This is a genomic window from Arthrobacter sp. 135MFCol5.1 (genome assembly GCF_000374865.1).
In the GTDB taxonomy this organism is placed as follows: Bacteria; Actinomycetota; Actinomycetes; order Actinomycetales; family Micrococcaceae; genus Arthrobacter.
Window position 1 is genome coordinate 131,699 of sequence record NZ_KB895455.1, and the last position, 20,130, is coordinate 151,828.

A 20,130-nucleotide genomic window follows, 5' to 3' on the forward strand; every position below is an offset into this window, starting at 1 on the left:
GACGGCAATGAACAGCGACGAATCACCGGCCGCCGGCACCGGCGGCCCCCTCAACATCGAACCGGCCCTGAAAGCCCTCGCGGCCGCCCTCCACGGCGAGGGCCCCGCCGTCGAACTCTCCGTCGGGGCAGACGGGACACTGGTGGTGGGGCACGTGGAAACCCCCGGCTGCGACGACGCCGTGGCCGTGGTCCGCACGTCCGGATCCACCGGTACCCCCAAGGCGACGCTGCTGACGGTGGAGTCCCTGGCGGCCTCGTCCATGGCCACGGCGCTGCGGCTCAAGGGAGAGGGGCAGTGGTTGTTGGCCCTCCCCGTGCAGTTCGTTGCCGGAATCCAGGTGCTGGTGCGGTCCCTGTTCGCCGGGACCCGCCCCTGGGTCATGGACATGTCCGGCGGCTTCACGCCGGAGGCCTTCACCGCCGCAGCGCTGGAACTGACAGACAAAATCCGTTTCACCTCCCTGGTTCCCACCCAGCTCCAGCGGCTCCTGGATGACCCGTCGCCGGAAACCCTCGCGGTGCTCCGCCGGTTCAACGCCATCCTGCTGGGCGGCGCCCCCGCGCCGCAGTCCCTGCTGGCAGCTGCCCGGGACGCCGGCGTGCGGGTGATCACCACCTACGGTTCCGCCGAAACCTCCGGCGGCTGCATCTACGACGGCTACCCCTTGGAAGGCGTCTCTGTCCGGGTGGCCGCGGACGGCCGGATCCTCCTGGGCGGGGACACGGTGGCGGCCGGCTACATCGAGGCACCGGATGAAGAAACCGGGACGTTCTTCGAGGAGGACGGCGTGCGCTGGTACCGCACCAGCGACCTCGGCTCCATCGACGACGACGGCCGCCTCACTGTGCTGGGCCGGGCCGACGACGTCATCATCACCGGCGGCATCAAGGTTTCCGCCGCGCACGTGCAGGAGCAGTTGGAACAGTCCGACGCCGTCTCCTCGGCGTTCGTTGCCGGCGTTCCCTCCGCGGAATGGGGCCAGGCCGTGGCCGCCTACGTGGCCCTTGCCGGGGACGGCGCTTCCGGGCACGAAGCCGCGGACTCCGCCGTCGTGCTCCAACAACAGTGGCAACAGCAACTGGGGGTCCTGGCACCCAAGACCGTCCTCACCGCACCGGAGCTGCGGATGCTGCCAAACGGCAAACCCGACCGGCTCGCCATGACCGCGGAACTCAGTGCCCTGCACGAGGGAAAGTAGAGTGGACCTGCACCACCGCGGCGGGTGCGCCCGCTCCATCCTGCCGTCATATCGAAACAACACGAGGTACTAACCGTGGCCACAGCCGCCCAATGGATCCAAGGCGCCCGACTCCGGACACTTCCGGCAGCGATCGCGCCGGTGCTGATCGGCACCGCCGCCGCCTACGAAATGGACTCGTTCCTGCTGCCCAACGCCATCCTCGCGGCCCTGGTGGCACTCCTGCTGCAAGTTGGCGTGAACTTCGCCAACGACTACTCGGACGGCATCCGCGGTACCGACGACGACCGCGTCGGGCCGTTGCGGCTGGTGGGCTCGGGCGCCGCCAAGCCTGAGCATGTGAAGTGGGCCGCGTTCGGCACGTTTGCCCTGGCCATGGTGTTCGGCCTGGCCCTGGTGGTCCTGACCCAGGCGTGGTGGCTGATCCTGGTGGGGCTGGGCTGCGTCATGGCCGCCTGGGGCTACACGGGCGGCAAGAACCCCTACGGCTACATGGGCCTCGGCGACCTGTTCGTCTTCGTGTTCTTTGGCCTGGTGGCCACCTTGGGTACCACCTACACCCAGGCCGGGCACATCAGCCTGCCGGCAGTCATCGGCGCGATCGGGACCGGGCTGATCGCCACCGCACTGCTGATGGCCAACAACGTCAGGGACATCCCCACGGACATGCAGGCCGGCAAGAAGACCCTCGCCGTGCGGCTCGGAGACAAGCATGCGCGCGAAAGCTACGTCCTGATGCTGGCCGTCGCCATCCTGTTGGTGGTGATCCTGGCCCCTGGCCGGCCATGGATCCTGATTGTGCTGCTGCTCATTCCGGCCTGCCTGATGCCGGCCTGGCTGATGATCAACGGGCGCAAGCGCAAGAGCCTGATCCCGGTCCTTAAGCAGACCGGGCTGATCAACCTCGGCTACAGCATTTTGTTCTCACTGGGGCTGATCCTCAGCCACGGGTTCTAGGCGTTCTTTTTGCCCTTGGCATTGTTGATGGTGATGTCGGGGTTGGCATCGAGGAGGGCGTCCTCGGCGTTCGCGTCCTGGATTTCCCCGGCCGAGCGAAGCGGCTTGGCCTTTCCGGAAAAGCGGTGCTGCAGGGCTGCGGTGGCAGCGTCCCGCTGCTTCTGGAAGAACAGGTAGCTGATGGCGAAGGCAATGACCGCGGCGCAGACCACGGACATCAACACCCCGACCTGCAGGAACGCGAACAGGACGAAAAGGGGCACGAAGATCGCGAGCCGGATCAGGGAATATTTCAAAAAGGCCACTATTCAAGTTTAGCCGCCTCCGCCCGCGGCCCCTGCGCGTCCTGACGATAGACTTGATGGCATGCTCTTCCGTGTGGCTTTGGCCGTCGCAGTCCTCGTCATCTTTGTGTATGGCCTGGTGGACGTGATCCGTACCGAGGGCCGCCTGACCCGGGGCATTTCCAAACCGGCGTGGATTATCGTCCAGATCATCCTGCCCGTCCTGGGCGCCATCCTGTGGTTGCTGATCGGCAGGCCGCGCGGCACAGCGCAGCCCCGGCCGAGCTACCCCCACCCCACCGCTCCTGACGACGATCCCGACTTCCTCCGCAATTTGGAGGCCCGGCGCCGTAACCAGGCCGAGGCTGAGCGGCTCAAGAAGCTCAAGGATGAACTGGATGCCAAGGCCAAGGACGACGACCGGAAACCCAGGCACGACACCGACGAACACGATACCGACGGACTGAAATAGGGGCCATGACGTCCCCGCCCGGAGGAGACGAGCAGCGTCTGTCCCATCCTCCACCTCGGCCGGGGATGTCCTGGTCCGCACCGCCGCCCATCCCGGCCACCCCTTCCCTGCCCGGCACGGTCAGGACTGCACGCACCCTCTGGGTCCTCAGCTTCCTCGCCGGGCTTACCGTGCTGGCCGGCTCGTTCGTGGCCCGCGATTCGAACCTGCACCGCCTCCGCGCCGTGGTGGCGGACACAGCGGCCCGCAACGGCATGGCGTCCGCAGGCACCGCGGCGGAGATCGTCTTTTGGGGAAGCATGGGCGCCCTGCTGCTGGCCACGCTCCTGGAGGCGGTGGCCTTGGCTGCTGTGCTGGCCCGCAGGGCCTGGGCACGTTGGGTCCTTCTTACGCTGCTGGCCAGCCACTTGCCCGTGCTGCTGCTGGCGTCCGTTTTCCTGGTCCCCACCGGCGCGGCCGGCAGCTATGTGGTGATGCTGTGGGTGGCCGGAATGGCCCTGGCGTTCGGCGGACTGGTGCTGCTGTTCCTGCCGCCGGCCGGCGCCTGGCTGCGGCGAGGACGCTCCCTAGGCTGACCGCGGCTGGCGTTGCCGGCCGGAGCTCCCGGCCACCACGCCCTCGCAGCTGCGGATCACCACCCGGCATGCCTCCGCGGCCGGCCTTCCGGTCAGGGGGCTCTCGGCCACCCCGCGCCAGCGTGCCAGGTACCGACGGGCCTCGGCCGCCAGCACCTCGGGGCTGGACCCGGCGTCCAGGCCCAGCCGCACCCAGGAGGCCGCGCCGTTGCCGCCGACCAGCCGTTCAGCTTCCGCACTCAGTTCCGAAGGCAGGTCCACGCCCGTGGTCCGCAACACCCCGAGCAACTGGAGCTCCCGGAACTCGTGGGCGTTTGCCTGAAGCCGTTCCAGGGCGGCCGCCAGGCGCTCCGTCCCCTCGCGGGGGCGGCTGGCCAGGAGGTTCTCCACTGCCGCCAGCGCGGTCCTGGCCTTCAGCGCCTCGGACCGCGCCTGGAACTGGCGGTCCAGCACGTCCAGCAGCGGATCCAGTCCGCTGCGCCGGGCAAGCTCGTGGGCGAGGGGTGTGGCTTCGGTAAACCCGTTCCGGATAAGGACCGAAGCCAACCGGATGCCAAAGAGCCCGTAACGCTCCAGGAGGGCCGTCCGTGCCTCCTCCGTCAGTCCCGCGGGCTCGGTGGACCGGCGGAACCTGTCGGCGGAAAGCAGCATCCTTTCACGGACGGTCCGGTCAAGGCCTGCCAGCATGCGCAGGGCCTCAAAGTCCGCCTGGCGGAGGGTGCGGGCACTTTGGGCCAGGAGTCCGGCCACGGGGACCACCGCCAGCGCAAGTTTCCGCAGGTTGGGGTCTTGGCTGTACCGCTCCGCGATGCTGCCGGCGGAAATCAGGGAGTCAATCCGGCCGGCCCCGACTTCATCTGCACGGGACAGCACCGCAATGGCATTGACCGTGCCGGAGCGCCCGGCCCGGGTGTCATGGAAGGATTCGAGGAACCGGAGGTCTGACGCGTGCATGTGGCGCATCAGGTAGATGACGGCGTCAGCTTCCGACGCCGAATCCTCCGGAGTGAGGAACGCCAGGCTCCGTGCGGACACGTCCCGGGACAGGGATGCGATCCCCGGGGTGTCGATCAGGGTCATGCCCTGCAGTGCCGGTGCCGGCCATTCGACCTCGAGCCTTTCCACTTCCTCCGCTTGCATCCCGTCCAAGACGAAGACCAGGCGACCGTCCACGCGTTTCAGCGGCAGGTTCCGCCGCTCCCCATTGACGGGGTGCAGCGTAATGCGCGGCGTGGGTCCGTGCCGGTACCACGTGACGATTTTGGTGCATTCGCCGGTGTCTGTGGGAGCGATTTCTTCACCGATGATGGCGTTCAGGAGGGTGGACTTCCCTGCCTTGACCATGCCCGCCACGGCGATCCTGAGCGGCTCGGCGAGCCGCCGGGCATAGCCCTGCAGCATCCCGGCGGCTTCCCGGTCGTCGCGGTAGGCCTCCAGGGTGTCCCGGATGAGCTTCGCCGCCCCGGCCATGGTGGCCGCTGTCATCCCACCCCCGCGGCGGTGCGGACGCCGGAGGCGCTTACCTCGGCGGCTATGGCTTCGGCGGCCCGATGCAATGCCTCCACCTTCTTGAGCTCGGTCCTGATGTCCCGGATGCGGCCTTCCTTCTCCTGGGCATAGGAGTTGGCGGCCTTTTGGGCTGCCGCCACGGAGTCAGACAGGGAGCGGTGGTATTCGTCGGCGATTTCAGTGAAGTGGTCCCGCGTGGTCCGCTGGACCAGGCGAAGCCTGTCCTTAAGTTGCTTTCCCACCTGGAACGTCACGTCGTCGAGTTGGCGCCTGACCAGGGTTTTGGCTTCGCCCTGGCGGCGTTTCAGCCGCGCTTCCTTGTCTTCCCGGTAGGCCTTGCGTCCCAGCAGCAGGCCGGCTCCTACGGAGAGCGGATTGATCAGGGCCATCCCGAATATCCCGGTGAGGAGGCCGAACATCAGCACGCCACCGTAGGACCCGCGCATGCCGATCAGGACCTTCTGGACCGGGTTCACCCGGCCGGGATCCAACCCGGGCATCTGGTCCACCGGGTCGAGGGCGTCCCCCGCGTCGGAGACGTGCAGGACGGGCAAGGACACCTCGTCCGCGGCAAAGTGCTCTGCCACCTGGGCCGCGAGCCATTGGGACCGTTCGCTGGTCCAGACGAACGTGTCGGAAACGGCTGCGGCAACGCATTCTTCGAGCCACTGGGAGAACTCGGTCCAGACCGGCCCGGGATCGCCTTGGTCGATCGCGGCCTCGGCTTCGCGTTGGATCCGGCGCAGGCGGTCCCTAAGGTCGTACTCCATGTCGGCAATGAGGTCGTTGATGCCGTCACTGAGGGTCAGCTGCCAGCGCGCGGAGCGTTTCCGCAGTTCGTCGGCTTCGGCTTTGGCCTGTTCCAGCGCCTCGAGCATGTGCGGGGTCCCGTCCGGATTCTCCAGGGCCTCCAGCTCGGATTGGAGGGACAACCGGAGGTTCGCCGTGACCGAGAGCAGGTCCTGGCTGACGGAGCGCCGCTGGAGGCGCTGGGCCTTCGCAACGACCTCATTGCGCAGGTGCGCTACCAGGCCGGGATAGCCGGATTCGGCGTTGAGCTCATTGTCCTGGAGCCGCGAGGCCTCCAGCCGTAGGTCTGCGGACACGGGGAACAGCGGAATGTCCGGTGCCACGTGGTCAAGGTGGGCCCTGTCCAACGCCTCCACGCGCCGCCAGTCCGGGTAGAGGTCTGTCTTGGAGAGCACCGCTGCCACGCTGGGAGTGATCCGCATGGCCTTTCGCAGGAAGCGGAGTTCGGGTTCGGTGTATTCCTGGGACGCATCCGAGACCAGCAGCACGGCGTCGGCCGTAGGCAGTGCGGTAAGCGTCGTCAGCGTATGGGTCGACCCCATGCCGCCCACACCCGGGGAGTCGATGATGGTGAGGCCGCCGGTCAGGACCCGCCTGGGCAGGTAAACCTCTGCGGCGGTCAGCTTCCTGCTGTTGCCCGGGTTGCCTTGCTCGGAGACGAGCGCAGGCAGCTCCGCCAGGTCCACTGGACGGCGTTCGAGGCCTTCTTCCCCGCCGTCGGGAGTGCCGGCCGCGGGAACCAGGATGGCGGCAGACGCCGGATCCCCGTACCGGACAGCTGTGGGAACAGACGTGGCAATGTCATCGTCCACCGGACACACGGGGGCGTTCACCAGGGCATTGATGAGCTTGCTCTTGCCCTGTTTGAACTCCCCCACCACAATCACCCTGATGCTTGGATCCTGCAACCGGCCCACAGCCTGCTCCAGCCTCTTCCGCAGGTCCGGGCGGTCCCCGCTCCCCACCAGCTGCAAGCCCTGCTCAACCAGCTTCATCAGCTGGCCCGCCGTCATGGGGTCAACGGGCCTTGCGGGTCCTGCTTCTGCCACGGCGCGCCCTTCGTTCCAGTACCCAATGTCCCGGGCGGGAGGTGGACGCCTCCTGCCCGCCGGTTTACCTTTCCGGCACCAGCGTGTTACAGCCCGGCTGAGTCGTCAACCACCGGAACGTCGATGATGTGGTGGGCCTCCAGGTCCGCATCAGGGTGGGCCGGGTTATCCTCGGCGAAATCGAGCTGGCTGTCCCCGACCAGGCTGGTGGCCGCGTTGTCCTGGAAGGGGTCGTCCGGGTGTGCATCCAGCGCCATGGCCCCATGTCCGGCGGGATCGCTGTACGGACCGCCGGCAGGGGAGAACAGGCCGGCCTCCGGGGCGTGGCCGGAATGCCCGGGTTCCTCGGCGGATGAATCATCCGGGTCGAGGCCGGGACCGGCGGCCAGGGAGCCGGACAGCCCGCCGTGATCGTCCCAGGGGCCGTTCGCCGCATCGTCGTCCACGGGACCTGCGTCCCCAATACCTGGAGCCCCAATGGCGGCGTCGCCGAACACGGCTGGGGCATGGGCTGAGGCCGCAGCCGCGTGGTCACCCGGTGCCACCGCAAGCTCGTTGTCGAACCACTGTTCCGCGTCCCCGTGGGCCCAGACGTTCTGTGGCGCGGATTGGCCTGCGATGGTGGCCCGCTCATCGACGATGGTGGCGCCGGCGGTGTGGGAGAAGTGGTCCACCACGTGGTGGAGCTGCTGGACTGCGTAGGCGTGGTCGTCAGGGTCGTGGGCAGTACCGCCGTAGCCCGCGCCATGGCCGCCGGGCCCTGCCGCCGGGCCCGCGGGACCGGTCCACGGGCCGTTACCGCCGCTGCTGTAGCTCCGCTCGAACGAGGAAGCGTTGACCGTGATGGGGGCGTAGTCGAGGACAACAGGCATGGCGGCGTCGACATCGGCCGAACATACGTTGCCCAATCCGTGGTCCGCCAAAGCCCGTTCCGGGTTGTCCAGGAACGCCTGGACTGCTTCCCGGTCGCCGAAGAGTTTCATGAGGAACTGCACGAGGTCGTTCGCGAGTGTTGGCATCTGCCTGCTCCTCACATCTTCTTCGAGTTTCGGAATCGACGGGTGCAGGACCCGGCCTGGTTCAAACCTAGGTTCGCAGCCGTGCACGGGGCATCGGGCTCATTCCCCCTAACGGCGGGCGTGAATGCGGGGTTCGGGCACCCCCGCCGCTAGGGGCATTAGGGGTTTCATTCCTGCCGCGGATGCAGGTGCTGGGGTTTGGCCGGCGCGGAATTGTCGGTGCCGAGGGCAAGGCGCAGGCGGGCCAGCAGGTCGGAGCGGTTCTCGGCCCCTAGCCGGCGCCTGATGCGGGCGATGTGGTGCTCCGCCGTCCGGGGCGAAATGTAGATGGACTCCCCGATCTCCCGGTACGTTTTGCCTTCCAGCACCAGCCTGGCCACTTCCTTCTCCCGCTCGCTCAGTCCCGAGGCGTCAGGCTGGCCCTTTCCGCCGGTCTCGGCGTTGGTTCCTGCCGATACCTCCGGCGTCCCGGCCGGGCCGCCCTGCGGGTGGAGGTCCCGGGCGCAGGCAAGCAGGCGCATCATGTCCCTGCGGTCCTCAGCCCGCGCGGCAGCGTGCCCGGCGAGGCGTGCCCCCTCCCATGGCATCCCCACCCCGCCCAGCAGCCTGGCAGCACCCTCCACTTCGGCGGGCCGGAACCTCCCGGCCAGCACCGAAACCCAGGCTTTGCCCGCGGCGGCCAGGATGGCGGCGAGGTGGCTGTGGGTCGAGGCCCTGGCCAGCGCCGTCGCGTGTGGGGCGAGGTCGGCCGGGCTCTCGTTCAGCAGCGCAGCCTGTACCGCGGCCCAATGCAGCGGAACGGTCCACAAGGGAGGTTCCCCCAGGCGGCCGAGGAGCTTCCACGCCTCGTCCACGTAATGCGCCACGCGGCGCGTCTCCCGCAGCCGGGACGCGGCAATGAGGAGTTCGCCCCAGGGCAGCAGGCTGTAGAGGTCCACGGATGTATGCAGCATGGCCTCGCGGGCGCGTTCCCAGGCCCGGAGGAGTTCCGGAACCTCGCCATTCCTGCGGGCCAGCCCCACGTCGAGCGCCGCACTGAGGAATTCGTCACGCGGGACCAGCGGCCAGTGGTTGATCTTGGCGGCCTCCGTGGCTGCCAGCCGCGCTTCGTCGGGTTTGTCCTGCATCATGGCCGCCCAGGCCTGGATGAGCAGGAGCCTGGGCTGGGCGGCGCTTCCCCCTTGGCCCGCCGCCACGGCTGCCCGGCATACTGTCTCGGCCAGGTGCGGCTCCCCGCTGTGCAGGGCCAGCAGTGCCGCCAGTGCACCGGGTGTTTCCGGCAACGGAAGCGCCGTGCCGGCCGAGTTCAGCAGGTCCGAGGCATGGATCAGTACGGCGATTCCCTGTTGCGGTTTCTCCCCCAGGGAGGCGAGGATTCCCTCGCCGGTCTGGAGCAGTGCGGACGCGAGGAGTGTCGGGGAGGCCTGCGGGGCTCCCGCCGGGAAGAAGGCTTCCGCGCCCTTGAGGTCTCCGGTCCCCAGGATGGCGACGGCGGCCAGGGGCGCGGATGCCCCCACGCGCTCGGGGCCCAGCCAGTTGTAGACGTCGCCGGCGCGCGCCAGCATTCCCCGCTGGGCCCACACGGAGGCGGCCACATCGACGCCGCGGCGGACGTCCGGGGGGTCTGGGCTGACCAGGAGGGTGTCGATGATCCGCGCCGCGGCGTCGAGTTCCCCGTCACCGGCTGCGGCCTGTGCGCGCCGGGCTGCAGTTGCCAGGGGATCGGCGCCGGCGAGGAGGGCCTCCTCGTAGAGCTGCGAGGCGAGCCTGGGGTCATGCTGCAGCGCCGCGTCTGCGGCCTGCTCCAGTTCCATGGCGACGCGCGGATCTGCGAGGCCTCCCCGTGCCAGTTCCCGGGCAATGGTTCCGAGCGGTTGCCCTGCGGACGCGAAGACGGCTACGAGTTCCCGCTGGAGGGCATGGATCTTGGCGGTCGGGGTAACGGCCAACAGGGCGTGCCGGGCCGGGCCCACCACCGAGCCGTCCGGCATCAGCAGCCCCGCTGACTCGGCGCGGTCCACCAGGGCGTCAAGGTTGTCCGCTCCCCTGCCAACTTTGTGCTGAAGCTCTGCCGGCAGCGGACCGGGCAATGCGAAACCCACGGAAAGCGCCAGCAGCAGTTCGCGTACTGCACCGTTGGCCCCCCTCAACTGCGTGGCCACTAATTCCGCGGCATGGGGCGGGTGCCCCGGGTGCTGCTGCAGCGCAGCGTGCAGGGATCCGGGCCGTTCCACACGCTGCAGGTTCCCGTCCATATCAGGCCGCCGGGGACGTCGTCGGGGCCGTCGCCACGGCCGCATCAGTGGGCGTGGGCGTAGGGTTTGTTTCCTCGGGCGTCGGGGATGGGGCGGTGGCCGGCACGGGCGTCAGGTCTACCGATGTCGGGGACACGATGGGAGCCGTGGCCGGGTCAGAAACCCCGGTCGTGGTGGGCACCGCCGTCGAGAGCGGTGTGGGCGTGGGTGCTGCCGAGGTGGCCGGGTCGGTGGGGCTCGTGGAACCGGAAACAGGCGTAGGTTCGGTGGTGGTACTCGGCGGCGCGGTCTCCGTCGGTGTCGCGGTGTCCGACGGAGAGGCAGTTCCCGTCCCGGGGCCCGTGCTGCCGGGCGGGGCGGTATCCGGTGGCGGCGCGGGAGCCACGGTCACGGATTCAGGCACCACTCCTGTGCCGGCGGTCCCCGTCCCTGCCGGGGCGCCCCCGGCCGTGGCACCATCGGCGGCGCCGGCGCCCGTAGTCGCCGCACCGCCCAGCTCCTGCTGTTTGCTGGTGGGAGAGGCGGAAACGTCCAGGCCCGCCTGCGGCGCGAGCGGCTTTTTCGCAACGGCCTCGATTCCGACCAGCGGCTGCGGGTTCACCGCGACAGCGGCTCCCCCGGTGCCCGGGGCTTCCGTCCCTGCCGGGCCGGTGGCCGTTCCCGGACCGGAAGCTCCGGTGTCGGCCCCTGCCTGCGGGACGAATATCGACGTCAGGTTCCCCAACCCGGCAGGGCTTTGGGCGGTCGTGGCCGTGAGGACCGTCAGGATGGCGGCCGCGGCGGCGACCGCCGTGACGCGGACCGTCGGTTTCGGGGCGTGCGCACCCCTTCGGCCGCCCCGCACTCCGGGAAGCCGGCCCGTCCCCACCAAGGCCCCCGCCGTCGTCGCATGCTGGCGTGACCAGCTGGGCCTGACCGGGGCACCGGACACGCTTGGTGCTGCGGGAACAGGGACGACGGCGGCCGGGCCCCCGGCTGCCGCGGCAACAGGCCCGGACGCGGCGGCCAGGGCCGGGGCGGCCGCTGCGTGTGCCAGGACGGCCGCCACGGCGGCCCCGAGGCAGATGGATGATTTCGGATCGGCGTCCACCGCAATGGGCCGTCCCAGTTGTTCGGACACCAGCTGCGCCACCAGGGGAATCCGTGACGAGCCACCGATCAGGAGGACCGCGGAGAGGTCCGCGGCTTCAAGGTGGAGCCTGGCCAGTGATTGTTCCAGCGCGTCCACCGTGTCCCGCACGGGGTCCTCGATCAGCGCCTCGAACTCGGCCCGCACCAGCCGCACCTGTTGCTGGACGCCGGGGAGCAGCACCGGAATGGTGGCTTCGCTGTCCGCAGAGAGGGCCTCTTTGGCCTCGACGCATTCACGCCGGAGCCGGCTCAGGGCGCCCATCACGGCGGGATCGGCGGGGTCGAGGTCCGCCAGGACAGTGCCGGTATGCTGCGCGACGTAGCGGAACACGGCGGCGTCAAAGTCCGCCCCGCCCAGGTCCTCGATGCCATCGGGGCGGCCCAGGAGCTCGAAGCGGCCGCCGCCGGACTTCCTTAGCACGGCGGTGTCGAAGGTCCCGCCGCCGAGGTCGTACACCGCGATGGTGCTTCCGTCCTCCACCCGCACTTGGGAGGCGTAGTGCAGGGCCGCAGCCTCGGGTTCGGGAAGGAGCGTGACGTTGTCCAGGCCGTGGGCGGCCAGCGCGTCGCGGATGGCGGACAGCCGGTGGATTCCCCAGGCTGCCGGGTGGGTCAGGAAGATGGCCGCCGGGAGCGCGCCTTCGCGTTCGGCCGCACGGCTGGCCACCCACCGGGCCACGGTGGCGAACACATCTTCAGGCCGTACCGCCAGGGTGCCCAGGGCGAACGGGACGTCGTCACCGACGCGCCGCTTGAACTCGCGGATGACGCGGCCGGGTGAGTCAAGGCCGCGACGCTCCGCGGCTTCCCCCACCAGGACCGGGCCCTCCTCCGGGTAGTACACAACGGAGGGCACGGACGTTCCCCGGAGGCCTAACGGCAGGCACTCCGGAAGGGGCGAAGCACCTTCGTCGAAACGGACAACGGCGGCCGCTGTGTAACTGGTTCCGACGTCGACGGCGAGAGCATAGCCCATGGGTACCTCGGAAAACTGGTGATCCGCCTGCAAACTTCATCACAGGGAACCTGACCAAAGTAGCATTTCCGAAGGACCCGGGAACAGCCCTGTTGCTACATCGAATGGTTATTCGATGCCGGCGGCTCAGAGCCCGGAGTAGGAATGGAGCCCGTTGAACAACGTGTTCACGATGGTGAAGTTGAAGATCACGCAGCAGTAGCCCACGATCGACAGCCAGGCGGCGCGGGTTCCGGTCCAGCCGCGGGTGGCCCGGGCGTGCAGGTAGCCGGCGTAGACAACCCAGATCACGAACGTCCATACCTCTTTGGTGTCCCAGCCCCAGAACCGTCCCCAGGCCTTCTCTGCCCAAATCGCACCGAACATGAGCGTGAAGGTCCAGCCGATGAAGGCAATGGCGTTGATGCGGTAGGACAGGTTTTCGAGGCTGAGCGCCGAGGGCACCAGGCGCATGAAGCCGAGCTTGTCGGCGCCGCCTGCGGCAACGGCCTTCTGCCGGTGGGACTGGACCAGCTGCAGGGCGGACATGGCGAACGTCAGTGTGAACAAGGCGGACGACAGCACCGCAATGGAAACGTGGATGACCAGCCAGTAGCTCTGCAGCGCGGGCACGAGGTGGCCGACGGGGGTCCAGAAGGCCACGGATGCAGCAACCATCATGATGATGACCAGGCCCACTATGAAGGTGCCCAGGAAGCGGAGGTCGCGGCGGATCAGGGAGAGGAGGAACACAGCCGCCACCAGGAACGCGCCGGTGGTCAGGAATTCGTACATGTTGCCCCACGGCACCCGGCCGGCACCAAGGGCCCTGGTCACCACGCCGGCGCCGTGGATGAGGACGGCGAGGGTGGTCAGGGCCACGGCGACCCGCGCCGGGACCCGGCGCTCCGCAGCATACTTCATGTCGCCGTCGGCCGTGGCGACGCTGCCGGAACCTGCCGCGTTGGCCTTGGCAGTTGACGACGACGGCCGCTCGGCCCGGCCGGCGGGCCCGTCCAGGCGGGCCTCGGCGGAGCCGGCGCCAACGCCGGCTGCTACGGGAACCTTGGCCGGGGCACCCGCATGGGCCGCCTTGAGGTCCACTGCGCGCAGCGCCTTGCTGCTTTTGGCCAGGTCCCAGGCGAAGGCGATGAAAGCCACCGTGTAGGTACCCGCCGCCAGCAGCATGAAGAGTTCGCTGTACTGGCCCATGGTTTCGTTGATTCCAAATGGCATTACTGGTCCTTTTCGGGCCCGGTGGGGCCTGCTGGGGTGCTGACGGAGCCTGCGACATTATCGCCTGCCCGGCTGGGAGTTTGCTGGGACCCGGCGGTGCCTTCGGCATCAGCGTGGTCGGATGCCGTTTCGTCGGCGGCGTTGTCCTCGGGCAGTTGCCATTCCGTGGTGAAGAGTTTCCGGAGGGCGGCCGCCTCGCCGGCGAGGCGGTGGTCCTCGCCGCGGGCCAGGAGCCCGTACTCCACCATGGTCCGGCCGTCCGCCGCGGTGCCGGTGCGCACCCAGACGCGCCGGCGGTTGACGTAGAGCGAGACGATCAGGCCCGCCACCGCGAGGAGCGCGAAGACCAGGGCGTAGACCTGGCCCGGGTTGTGGTGGATGTCCACACCGATGTAGCGCTTCACCCCGTCAAAACTGATGGTGCCCTTGCCATCCGGCAGGGTGTAGGTGGAGCCCGGAGCCAGGGTGATGCCGCCTGCGGCCAGGTTCCGCGCGTTGAGCGGCGTCAGGTTCCTGACGTCGAGTTCGAAGACGTTCTGCGGCGCACCGCTGTTCAGGCCCAGGTCGCCGTAGTAGGAGTTCAGGGTCAGCTGCGGGTTGAACAGCTCGGGGTCGGCGCTGAACGAAACGTTCTTGTCCGTGACGAACGCGGTGGGGAGGAAGAAGCCCACGAAGCCCAGCTGGTCCGGCTTCGCGTCGGGGACCTTAATCACCACGGAGGAGTAGTAGTTGTCCCCCTGCAGCTTGGCCACCACCGGGCCCTGCATGGCGATGTTCCCGGCTCCGTCGCGGACCGTGACCACGGGTGCGTAGCCGTTGCCGGTGAGGTAGATGCTGGTGCCGCCCAGGCTTACGGGATCGTTGACCTTCAGGATTTCCTGTTTGGCGGGGGCGTCCGGGGTTTCCTTGGTGGTGACGGCGGCCGAGAAGTCGATGGGCTGGCCGAACTTGCCCTTCGATTCCCGGTCAAAGGTGATGTTGAACTTGTCCAGCTGCAGCGAGTAGGGCTGGAGCTGGCTGGACTGGAAGTTGGTGCCCGGGTTGAACTGGTCGTAGCCCACCAGGGTGTTCACGAACGTGTCGCCTTCCACCAGGATGCGCTGGCCGCTGTATCCGAACAGGCCGCCGGCGGCGACGGACACCAGCACGCCGATCAGCGAGGTGTGGAAGACCAGGTTGCCCACTTCCTTCAGGAAGCCACGCTCGGCACCCAGGGACGGCAGGGCGCCGTCTGCATCCCTGACCTCCACGCGGTAGCCGCGCTTGCGGAGCAGCCCGGCGGCGCTGTGGATGGCGTCCGACGCCGGGATCCCGGCGTCGGCGGGAACCACCAGGGTGCCGTATTCGGGGAGCCGGGACAAACGCTGCGGGGTACGCGGCGGCTGGGAACGCATGGCCTTGTAGTGGGCAATGGCTCGCGGCACCACGCAACCGATCAGCGAGATGAAGAGCAGCAGGTAGATCGCGGAGAACCAGGCCGAGGAGTAGACGTCGTAGAGCTGCAGGGAATCCAGCAGCTTGCCGTAGTCCGGGTGGTCCTTGATGTACTGGGTCACCACGGAGGGGTTGGCAGGCCGCTGCGGGAACAGGGAGCCGGGGACGGCGGCGACGGCGAGGAGCAGCAGCAGGAACAGTGCTGTCCGCATGCTGGTCAGCTGGGTCCAGGCCCACCGCAGCATGCCAACCGGGCCCAGCACCGGGAGGGTGGCTTCTGCCTTGGCTTCCGCGACAGGGGTGGCTTGCTTCTTCTTTACGTTCACACGCTCGCTCATCAGATCGGCAACTTCACGTCGGTTTGGAACCAGTACTGCAGCCCGGTCACCCAGGCTCCCCAGACGCCGGTGGCCATCAGCAGGCCCAGCACCACCAGGATGCCGCCGCCGGTCCGCTGGATGGCAAGGCGGTGTTTGCGGAAGAACGCCATGACGCCCATCCCGCGGCGCACCGCCAGCGCGATCAGCAGGAACGGGATGCCCAGTCCCAGGCTGTAGACGAACGCCAGGAATGCGCCCTTGGCTGCGGACGATCCGCCGGAGAGGCTCAGCAGCTGCACGGCGGAGTAGGTAGGCCCGATGCACGGCGCCCAGCCCAACCCGAAGGTCAGGCCCAGCAACGGTGCTCCCCAGAGCCCGGCAGGGGGTTTGGCGTGGATTTTCGCGTCCCGCTGGAGCCAGCTGAAGCCGCCCATGAACACGATGCCCATGACGATCACCAGGATCCCCAGGAGCTGGGTGATCCAGGCATTGCGGCTGCCGCTGATCAGGGTGCCCAGCTGCCCGAAGGCGCCGCCCAGCAGGACAAAGATCACCGAAAAGCCCAGGACGAACAAGCCGATGCCGGCCAGCATCCTGCCGCGCTTTTGCTTCTGCAGGTCAAGGCCGCTCAATCCCGTGACGTAGCCGAGGTAGCCCGGAACGAGGGGCAGCACGCAGGGCGAGAGGAAGGACACCAGCCCGGCAAGCAGCGCCACCGGGATGGCCAGGAGGAGCGAGCCGCTGAGGATGGCTTCGGCGAAGGGACTGTTCACGGTTCCCGGGCCGCCCTACTCCGCCACGGCGGCGGTGATGAGGGCCTTCAAGGTGCCCTTTTCGATCTCGCCGAGGACCCGGGACGCCACGCGCCCCTGCTCGTCCAGGACCAGGGTGGTGGGAACTGCCCCGGGCGGAACCAGGCCGGACACGGACAGCAGGACGCCGCCGTCCTTGTCATCGAAGCTCGGGTAGGTCAGGTTGAAGGTCTTCTCGAACGCCTCCGCCGTGGGCTTCTCATCCCGGAGGTTGACGCCGAAGAACTGCACGCCCTGGTCCTTGAACTCCTGATGGAGTTCTTCGAGGATGGGCGCCTCCACCCGGCACGGGGCGCAGGCGGCGAACCAGAAGTTCAGGATGCTGACCTTGCCCTGGAAGTCGGCAGGGGTGACCTTGGCGCCACCGAAGAGTGCCCCTTGGATCTGGACGGCTTCCTTGCGGTCGCCGGCGGCGAATTCGGTGACGGAACCGTCCCCTGCCACGTAGTTCTTGTTGTCGCCGGCCTTTGCCTGCTTGGCCAGGGCGTCTTCCTGGGCGCAGCCGGACAAGCCCAGGCTCAGTGCGCCGAGGGCCAGGCCGCCCGCGGCGAGCATGCTCCGGCGCGTAGGGAGGAAATCATTGGTCACAGCTAGGCTCCAGGGGTGCTGGCGGCACCGGGAAGAAGGGACGCGGCGGGTTCGCTGTAGTCGACCCGCACCAGGGAGCCGGCGTCGTCGAACACCAGGGACGTGACGGAGGTCAGCGTGCACTCGCGCTTGCGGGGATCGTGCCACAGGGGCCGGCCTTCGGCGCTGAGCCGTGCGGCCCAGATGGGCAGTTGGTGGCTGACGAGGATGGCCTCAGGTCCTGCGGCACCGAAATCGCCGGCGGCCAGTTCAATTGCCCGGAGCCGGGCGTCCTGCGCTGCGGCGGCAACGCGGGCCGCCTGCTGCGTGTAGGGCTCGCCCCACGACGGGCGCAGTGGATTGACCAGCCGGGGCCAGTGCTTGGGCCGGCGGAGTTCTGCCTTGGTGACCTTCATGCCCTCGAAGTAGTTTTCCGCCTCGATAATCCGCGGCTCCGTGTGGATTTCCAGGTGCAGGGCTTCCGACGTCGGCCGTGCCGTTTCCTGCGCACGGTCCAGCGGCGACGCGGCCAGGTAGGTGATCCGCGCGCCCTGCTCTGCACGCTGCCGGAAGTGCTCGGCGAGGGTCCTGGCCATCTCCTGCCCCAGTTCGGAGAGGTGGAATTCGGGGAGCCGTCCGTACAGAACGCCGTCGGGATTATGGACCTCGCCGTGGCGGAGCAGATGGACAGTGGCTTGGGGCATGTTTACCAGTTTCTCAAAGATGGCGTGCGATCCGAAATCTTCTACAAACAGTAGAACTTAAGTTTCTGGAGAAATGTTCCGAATGGGGGAACAAAAGATGCAAATGCATGTTTATACTGGATGCAGCAAGTTAGTTGAGGCTTCAACCGATGAAGGTTCAACCGCATGACCACAACAGGCATTACGAACAAGGAGCATCATCATGGCACTTCCCGCAGACGTCACCACCGGCACCTGGACCCTGGACAACTCCCACAGCGAGATCGGCTTCACCGTCCGTCACGCCGGCATCAGCAAGGTCCGCGGCCAGTTCACCGAAGCCGCCGCGACGCTTGACCTCGTCGAGGATGTGGCCGACTCGAAGATCAACGCCACCATCAAGACCGCCAGCTTCGACTCCGGCGATGCCAACCGCGACGGCCACGTCAAGGGCGAGGATTTCTTCGACGTGGAGAAGTTCCCGGAGATCTCCTTCGTCTCCAACGGCCTGGTGGCAAAGGGCAACAGCTACGAGCTCACCGGCGACCTCACCATCAAGGGCGTCACCCGCCCGGTAACCCTGGAGACCGAGTTCAATGGCGTGGCCGTTGACCCGTTCGGCAACACCCGCGCAGGCGTCTCCGCCGAGACCACCATCAGCCGCAAGGACTTCGGCCTGACCTGGAACGCCGTCCTGGAGACCGGCGGCGTGCTGGTCAGCGACAAGGTTGCCATCAACCTGGAGCTCGCCTTCATCGCTCCCGCAGCCTGATTCCGCTCCGGCCCACCCCGGCAGCAGGCATTTCGCCTGGTGCCGGGGTGCCGCATTTAAGGCCCGTCGCACCGTGAACGGCCCCGCGGAATCACGCACAACCAGGGCTGCCGGGGGTACGGTGGACCTAAGCCATGCTGGGGGCGGCACAGGACCGATTCCCGGCAGCCCGCCCGGATCCCGACCTGCAGAAGGAACGCCCATGAGTACTCCTCCCGTCCCGCCTCCCGTGCCCCACGATCCGCCATCCGGAAGCGACCAGCCCGGCAGCGGCCAGCCGGCCGAGCAGCCCGGCGCCCAGCAGCCCCGCTACGGACAAAACGCCCCGCAGTACGGGCAGAATGCTCCCCAATACGGACAGAACGCACCCGATTCACAGCCGCCGGCGGCCCCGCAGTATGGGCAAAACGCTCCGCAGTATGGCCAGAACCCGCCCCAGTACGGCCAGAACCCGCCCCAGTACGGGCAGAACGCCCCGCAGGCCCCCGGCTACGGACAGCAGCAGCCCTATGGACAGCAGCCGTACGGCCAGTCCCCCTACGGCCAGTACCCGTCGGAGCAGCCGCAGCCGGCGGAAAGCACCGGCATCCCCCAACTGGTCAACATTTCCTTTCGGATGCTGATCGCAGCCGCCGTGATCTTCGTCATCTCCCTGCTCACCGGGTTGACCCAGCTTGATGATCCGGCATTCCGGCAGGCCTTTGACCAGCAGGTCAAGGCCAGCGACGCCGGCGTCACGTACGACGACATCAAGGGCGTCATCGCCGGAACCCTGGTGGTCTTCGCCATCATCGGGGCCGGACTGTACCTGCTGGTGGCATTCTTCGTCCGCAAGGGCAAGAACTGGGCACGCATCCTGGGGACGGTGCTGGCGGCCCTGTCGGTGCTGGGCCTCTTCGGGGTTCCGTCGTTCGCCACCGTCGGCACGGTCCTGGGCATCGCGGCCATTGTGCTGCTCTACCTTCCCGCGGCCGCCCCGTACTTCCGGAAGCAGCAGTTCGGCAACCCGTATGCCGGCGGCTTCGGAAACCCCTACGGCCGGTAGCAGCCTGCCACACCACGGAAACGGCCCGGGACGCCTCGCAGCGTCCCGGGCCGTTTTCTTTTATCCGGTGGTCCTTACGCGGTCTGGCCCGGCGCCTGTGCCCGCTGGGCGTGGTATGCCAGGATCTGCAGCTCGGTGGCCATGTCCACCTTGCGGAGGTTCACGCCTTCGGGGACCTGGAGCATCACGGGCGCGAAGCTCAGGACGCTGTGCACGCCTGCGGCCACCACGCGGTCGCAGATGCCTTGGGCCACCGCCGCCGGCAGCGCCAGCACCACCATGTTGGCTCCGGTGCGGTGCAGGACGGTTTCAAGGTCTGCCACGTCGCTGACCCGCAGCCAGCCCACCTCGTTGCCCACCACCATCTGGTCGGCGTCGAAGATCGCCACGACGTCGAACCCACGGGACTCGAAGCCGCCGTACCGGGCCAGGGCCTTGCCCAGGTTCCCGGCGCCTACGATCGCGACTTTCCAGTCGTGCGTGAGGCCAAGGGCCGCTGCGATATGGCGGCTGAGGTACTGCACCTCGTAGCCCACTCCCCTGGTGCCGTAGGACCCCACATGGGACAGGTCCTTGCGCAGCGTCGAGGAACTGACGCCGGAGGCCTCCGCCAATGACTCGGACGAGACCCGCTCGACGCCCTCTGCCAGCAAGGTGTTCAAGGCACGGAGGTACAGGGTCAGCCGGGCCACCGCCGCGGGCGGGATCTGCTTGGCCGGCGCACCGGTGGCGCCCGGAAGGTCCGGGACAGGCTGGGACGTTGGTTCCAAGGACGTCATTGGCCTCCCCCTACCGGGCCATGGCGCGCTGCAGCACGCGTTCCAGGCGGCCTTCGTCAATCTTCCAAAAGTCGCGCTGGACCCCGTCCACCAGGACCACCGGGATTTCCTCGGCATAGCGTTCGCGCAGCTCGGGCTGGTGGTCCACCGACTCTTCGGCCCAGGTCAGTCCCAACGAGGCGGTAACCCGGCCGACGGCGTCGCGCGCCTCTTCGCAAAGGTGGCAGTCAGCTTTGGTGACCAGGACGACGCGGGGGGTAGCCAT

19 protein-coding genes are annotated in these 20,130 nt (G+C 68.2%); 6 read left to right on the forward strand and 13 right to left on the reverse strand.

Annotated elements, in window-relative coordinates:
* Positions 1 to 7 precede the first annotated feature (7 nt).
* Together C563_RS0109205 and C563_RS0109210 are read left to right on the forward strand one after the other, a co-directional pair.
* On the forward strand, positions 8 to 1,201 hold the full coding sequence (locus C563_RS0109205) for an AMP-binding protein (protein WP_018761756.1): 1,194 nt from the start codon (positions 8 to 10) through the stop codon (positions 1,199 to 1,201).
* 75 nt (positions 1,202 to 1,276) lie between these two features.
* Positions 1,277 to 2,158: a 1,4-dihydroxy-2-naphthoate polyprenyltransferase gene (locus tag C563_RS0109210; RefSeq protein ID WP_018761757.1), complete on the forward strand. Its 882-nt coding sequence runs from the start codon at positions 1,277 to 1,279 to the stop codon at positions 2,156 to 2,158.
* On the opposite strand, the gene C563_RS0109215 is transcribed toward C563_RS0109210, so the two are convergent.
* Positions 2,155 to 2,463 carry a DUF4229 domain-containing protein gene (locus C563_RS0109215; protein WP_018761758.1) on the reverse strand — a complete coding sequence of 103 codons (309 nt, stop codon included), beginning with the start codon at positions 2,461 to 2,463 and terminating at the stop codon, positions 2,155 to 2,157. The genes C563_RS0109210 and C563_RS0109215 overlap by 4 nt on opposite strands.
* A 61-nt stretch (positions 2,464 to 2,524) precedes the next feature.
* Here C563_RS0109215 and C563_RS0109220 point away from each other — a divergent pair, with 61 nt between their 5' ends.
* Entirely contained in the window at positions 2,525 to 2,914 is a 390-nt protein-coding gene (locus tag C563_RS0109220) for a PLD nuclease N-terminal domain-containing protein (protein WP_018761759.1), read from the forward strand.
* Between the two features lie 65 nt (positions 2,915 to 2,979).
* Positions 2,980 to 3,489 (forward strand): hypothetical protein, encoded by a 510-nt coding sequence (locus tag C563_RS21035; protein WP_018761760.1) that lies wholly within the window; start codon positions 2,980 to 2,982, stop codon positions 3,487 to 3,489.
* Here C563_RS21035 and C563_RS0109230 read toward each other — a convergent pair.
* From C563_RS0109230 to C563_RS0109275, 10 genes are all read right to left on the reverse strand, one after another.
* Entirely contained in the window at positions 3,481 to 4,974 is a 1,494-nt protein-coding gene (locus C563_RS0109230) for a dynamin family protein (protein ID WP_018761761.1), read from the reverse strand. The two genes, C563_RS21035 and C563_RS0109230, sit on opposite strands and share 9 nt — an antisense overlap.
* Positions 4,971 to 6,821 (reverse strand): dynamin family protein, encoded by a 1,851-nt coding sequence (locus C563_RS0109235; protein WP_018761762.1) that lies wholly within the window; start codon positions 6,819 to 6,821, stop codon positions 4,971 to 4,973. Before C563_RS0109235 ends, C563_RS0109230 begins: the two co-directional genes overlap by 4 nt.
* 122 nt (positions 6,822 to 6,943) lie before the next feature.
* On the reverse strand, positions 6,944 to 7,876 hold the full coding sequence (locus C563_RS0109240) for an IniB N-terminal domain-containing protein (protein ID WP_018761763.1): 933 nt from the start codon (positions 7,874 to 7,876) through the stop codon (positions 6,944 to 6,946).
* 167 nt (positions 7,877 to 8,043) lie between these two features.
* The gene (locus C563_RS0109245) at positions 8,044 to 10,131 is read right to left on the reverse strand and encodes a LuxR C-terminal-related transcriptional regulator (protein WP_018761764.1); all 2,088 of its coding nucleotides are present in this window, start codon (positions 10,129 to 10,131) and stop codon (positions 8,044 to 8,046) included.
* 1 nt (position 10,132) lies between these two features.
* The gene (locus C563_RS0109250) at positions 10,133 to 12,238 is read right to left on the reverse strand and encodes an Hsp70 family protein (protein ID WP_018761765.1); all 2,106 of its coding nucleotides are present in this window, start codon (positions 12,236 to 12,238) and stop codon (positions 10,133 to 10,135) included.
* Between the two features lie 126 nt (positions 12,239 to 12,364).
* Positions 12,365 to 13,453: a c-type cytochrome biogenesis protein CcsB gene (gene ccsB / locus C563_RS0109255; protein WP_018761766.1), complete on the reverse strand. Its 1,089-nt coding sequence runs from the start codon at positions 13,451 to 13,453 to the stop codon at positions 12,365 to 12,367.
* The gene (resB, locus tag C563_RS0109260) at positions 13,453 to 15,225 is read right to left on the reverse strand and encodes a cytochrome c biogenesis protein ResB (protein ID WP_018761767.1); all 1,773 of its coding nucleotides are present in this window, start codon (positions 15,223 to 15,225) and stop codon (positions 13,453 to 13,455) included. The genes ccsB and resB overlap by 1 nt, the downstream gene beginning before the upstream one ends.
* Positions 15,225 to 15,980: a cytochrome c biogenesis CcdA family protein gene (locus C563_RS0109265; RefSeq protein ID WP_018761768.1), complete on the reverse strand. Its 756-nt coding sequence runs from the start codon at positions 15,978 to 15,980 to the stop codon at positions 15,225 to 15,227. The genes resB and C563_RS0109265 overlap by 1 nt, the downstream gene beginning before the upstream one ends.
* 15 nt (positions 15,981 to 15,995) lie before the next feature.
* The gene (locus C563_RS0109270) at positions 15,996 to 16,574 is read right to left on the reverse strand and encodes a TlpA family protein disulfide reductase (protein ID WP_018761769.1); all 579 of its coding nucleotides are present in this window, start codon (positions 16,572 to 16,574) and stop codon (positions 15,996 to 15,998) included.
* 35 nt (positions 16,575 to 16,609) lie between these two features.
* Positions 16,610 to 17,290 carry a histidine phosphatase family protein gene (locus tag C563_RS0109275; RefSeq protein WP_026264588.1) on the reverse strand — a complete coding sequence of 227 codons (681 nt, stop codon included), beginning with the start codon at positions 17,288 to 17,290 and terminating at the stop codon, positions 16,610 to 16,612.
* Between the two features lie 202 nt (positions 17,291 to 17,492).
* Here C563_RS0109275 and C563_RS0109280 point away from each other — a divergent pair, with 202 nt between their 5' ends.
* Both C563_RS0109280 and C563_RS0109285 read left to right on the forward strand, forming a co-directional pair.
* Positions 17,493 to 18,041, forward strand: coding sequence for a YceI family protein (locus tag C563_RS0109280; protein WP_018761772.1), 549 nt, complete (start codon positions 17,493 to 17,495; stop codon positions 18,039 to 18,041).
* Between the two features lie 202 nt (positions 18,042 to 18,243).
* Positions 18,244 to 19,086, forward strand: coding sequence for a hypothetical protein (locus C563_RS0109285; protein WP_026264589.1), 843 nt, complete (start codon positions 18,244 to 18,246; stop codon positions 19,084 to 19,086).
* A gap of 74 nt (positions 19,087 to 19,160) precedes the next feature.
* Here the strand turns inward: C563_RS0109285 and C563_RS0109290 are convergent, their stop codons facing one another.
* Complete coding sequence (locus tag C563_RS0109290; RefSeq protein WP_018761774.1) at positions 19,161 to 19,865, reverse strand: redox-sensing transcriptional repressor Rex; 705 nt, start codon at positions 19,863 to 19,865, stop codon at positions 19,161 to 19,163.
* Between the two features lie 10 nt (positions 19,866 to 19,875).
* Positions 19,876 to 20,130, reverse strand: a complete 255-nt coding sequence (locus C563_RS0109295; RefSeq protein ID WP_018761775.1) for a glutaredoxin family protein — start codon at positions 20,128 to 20,130, stop codon at positions 19,876 to 19,878.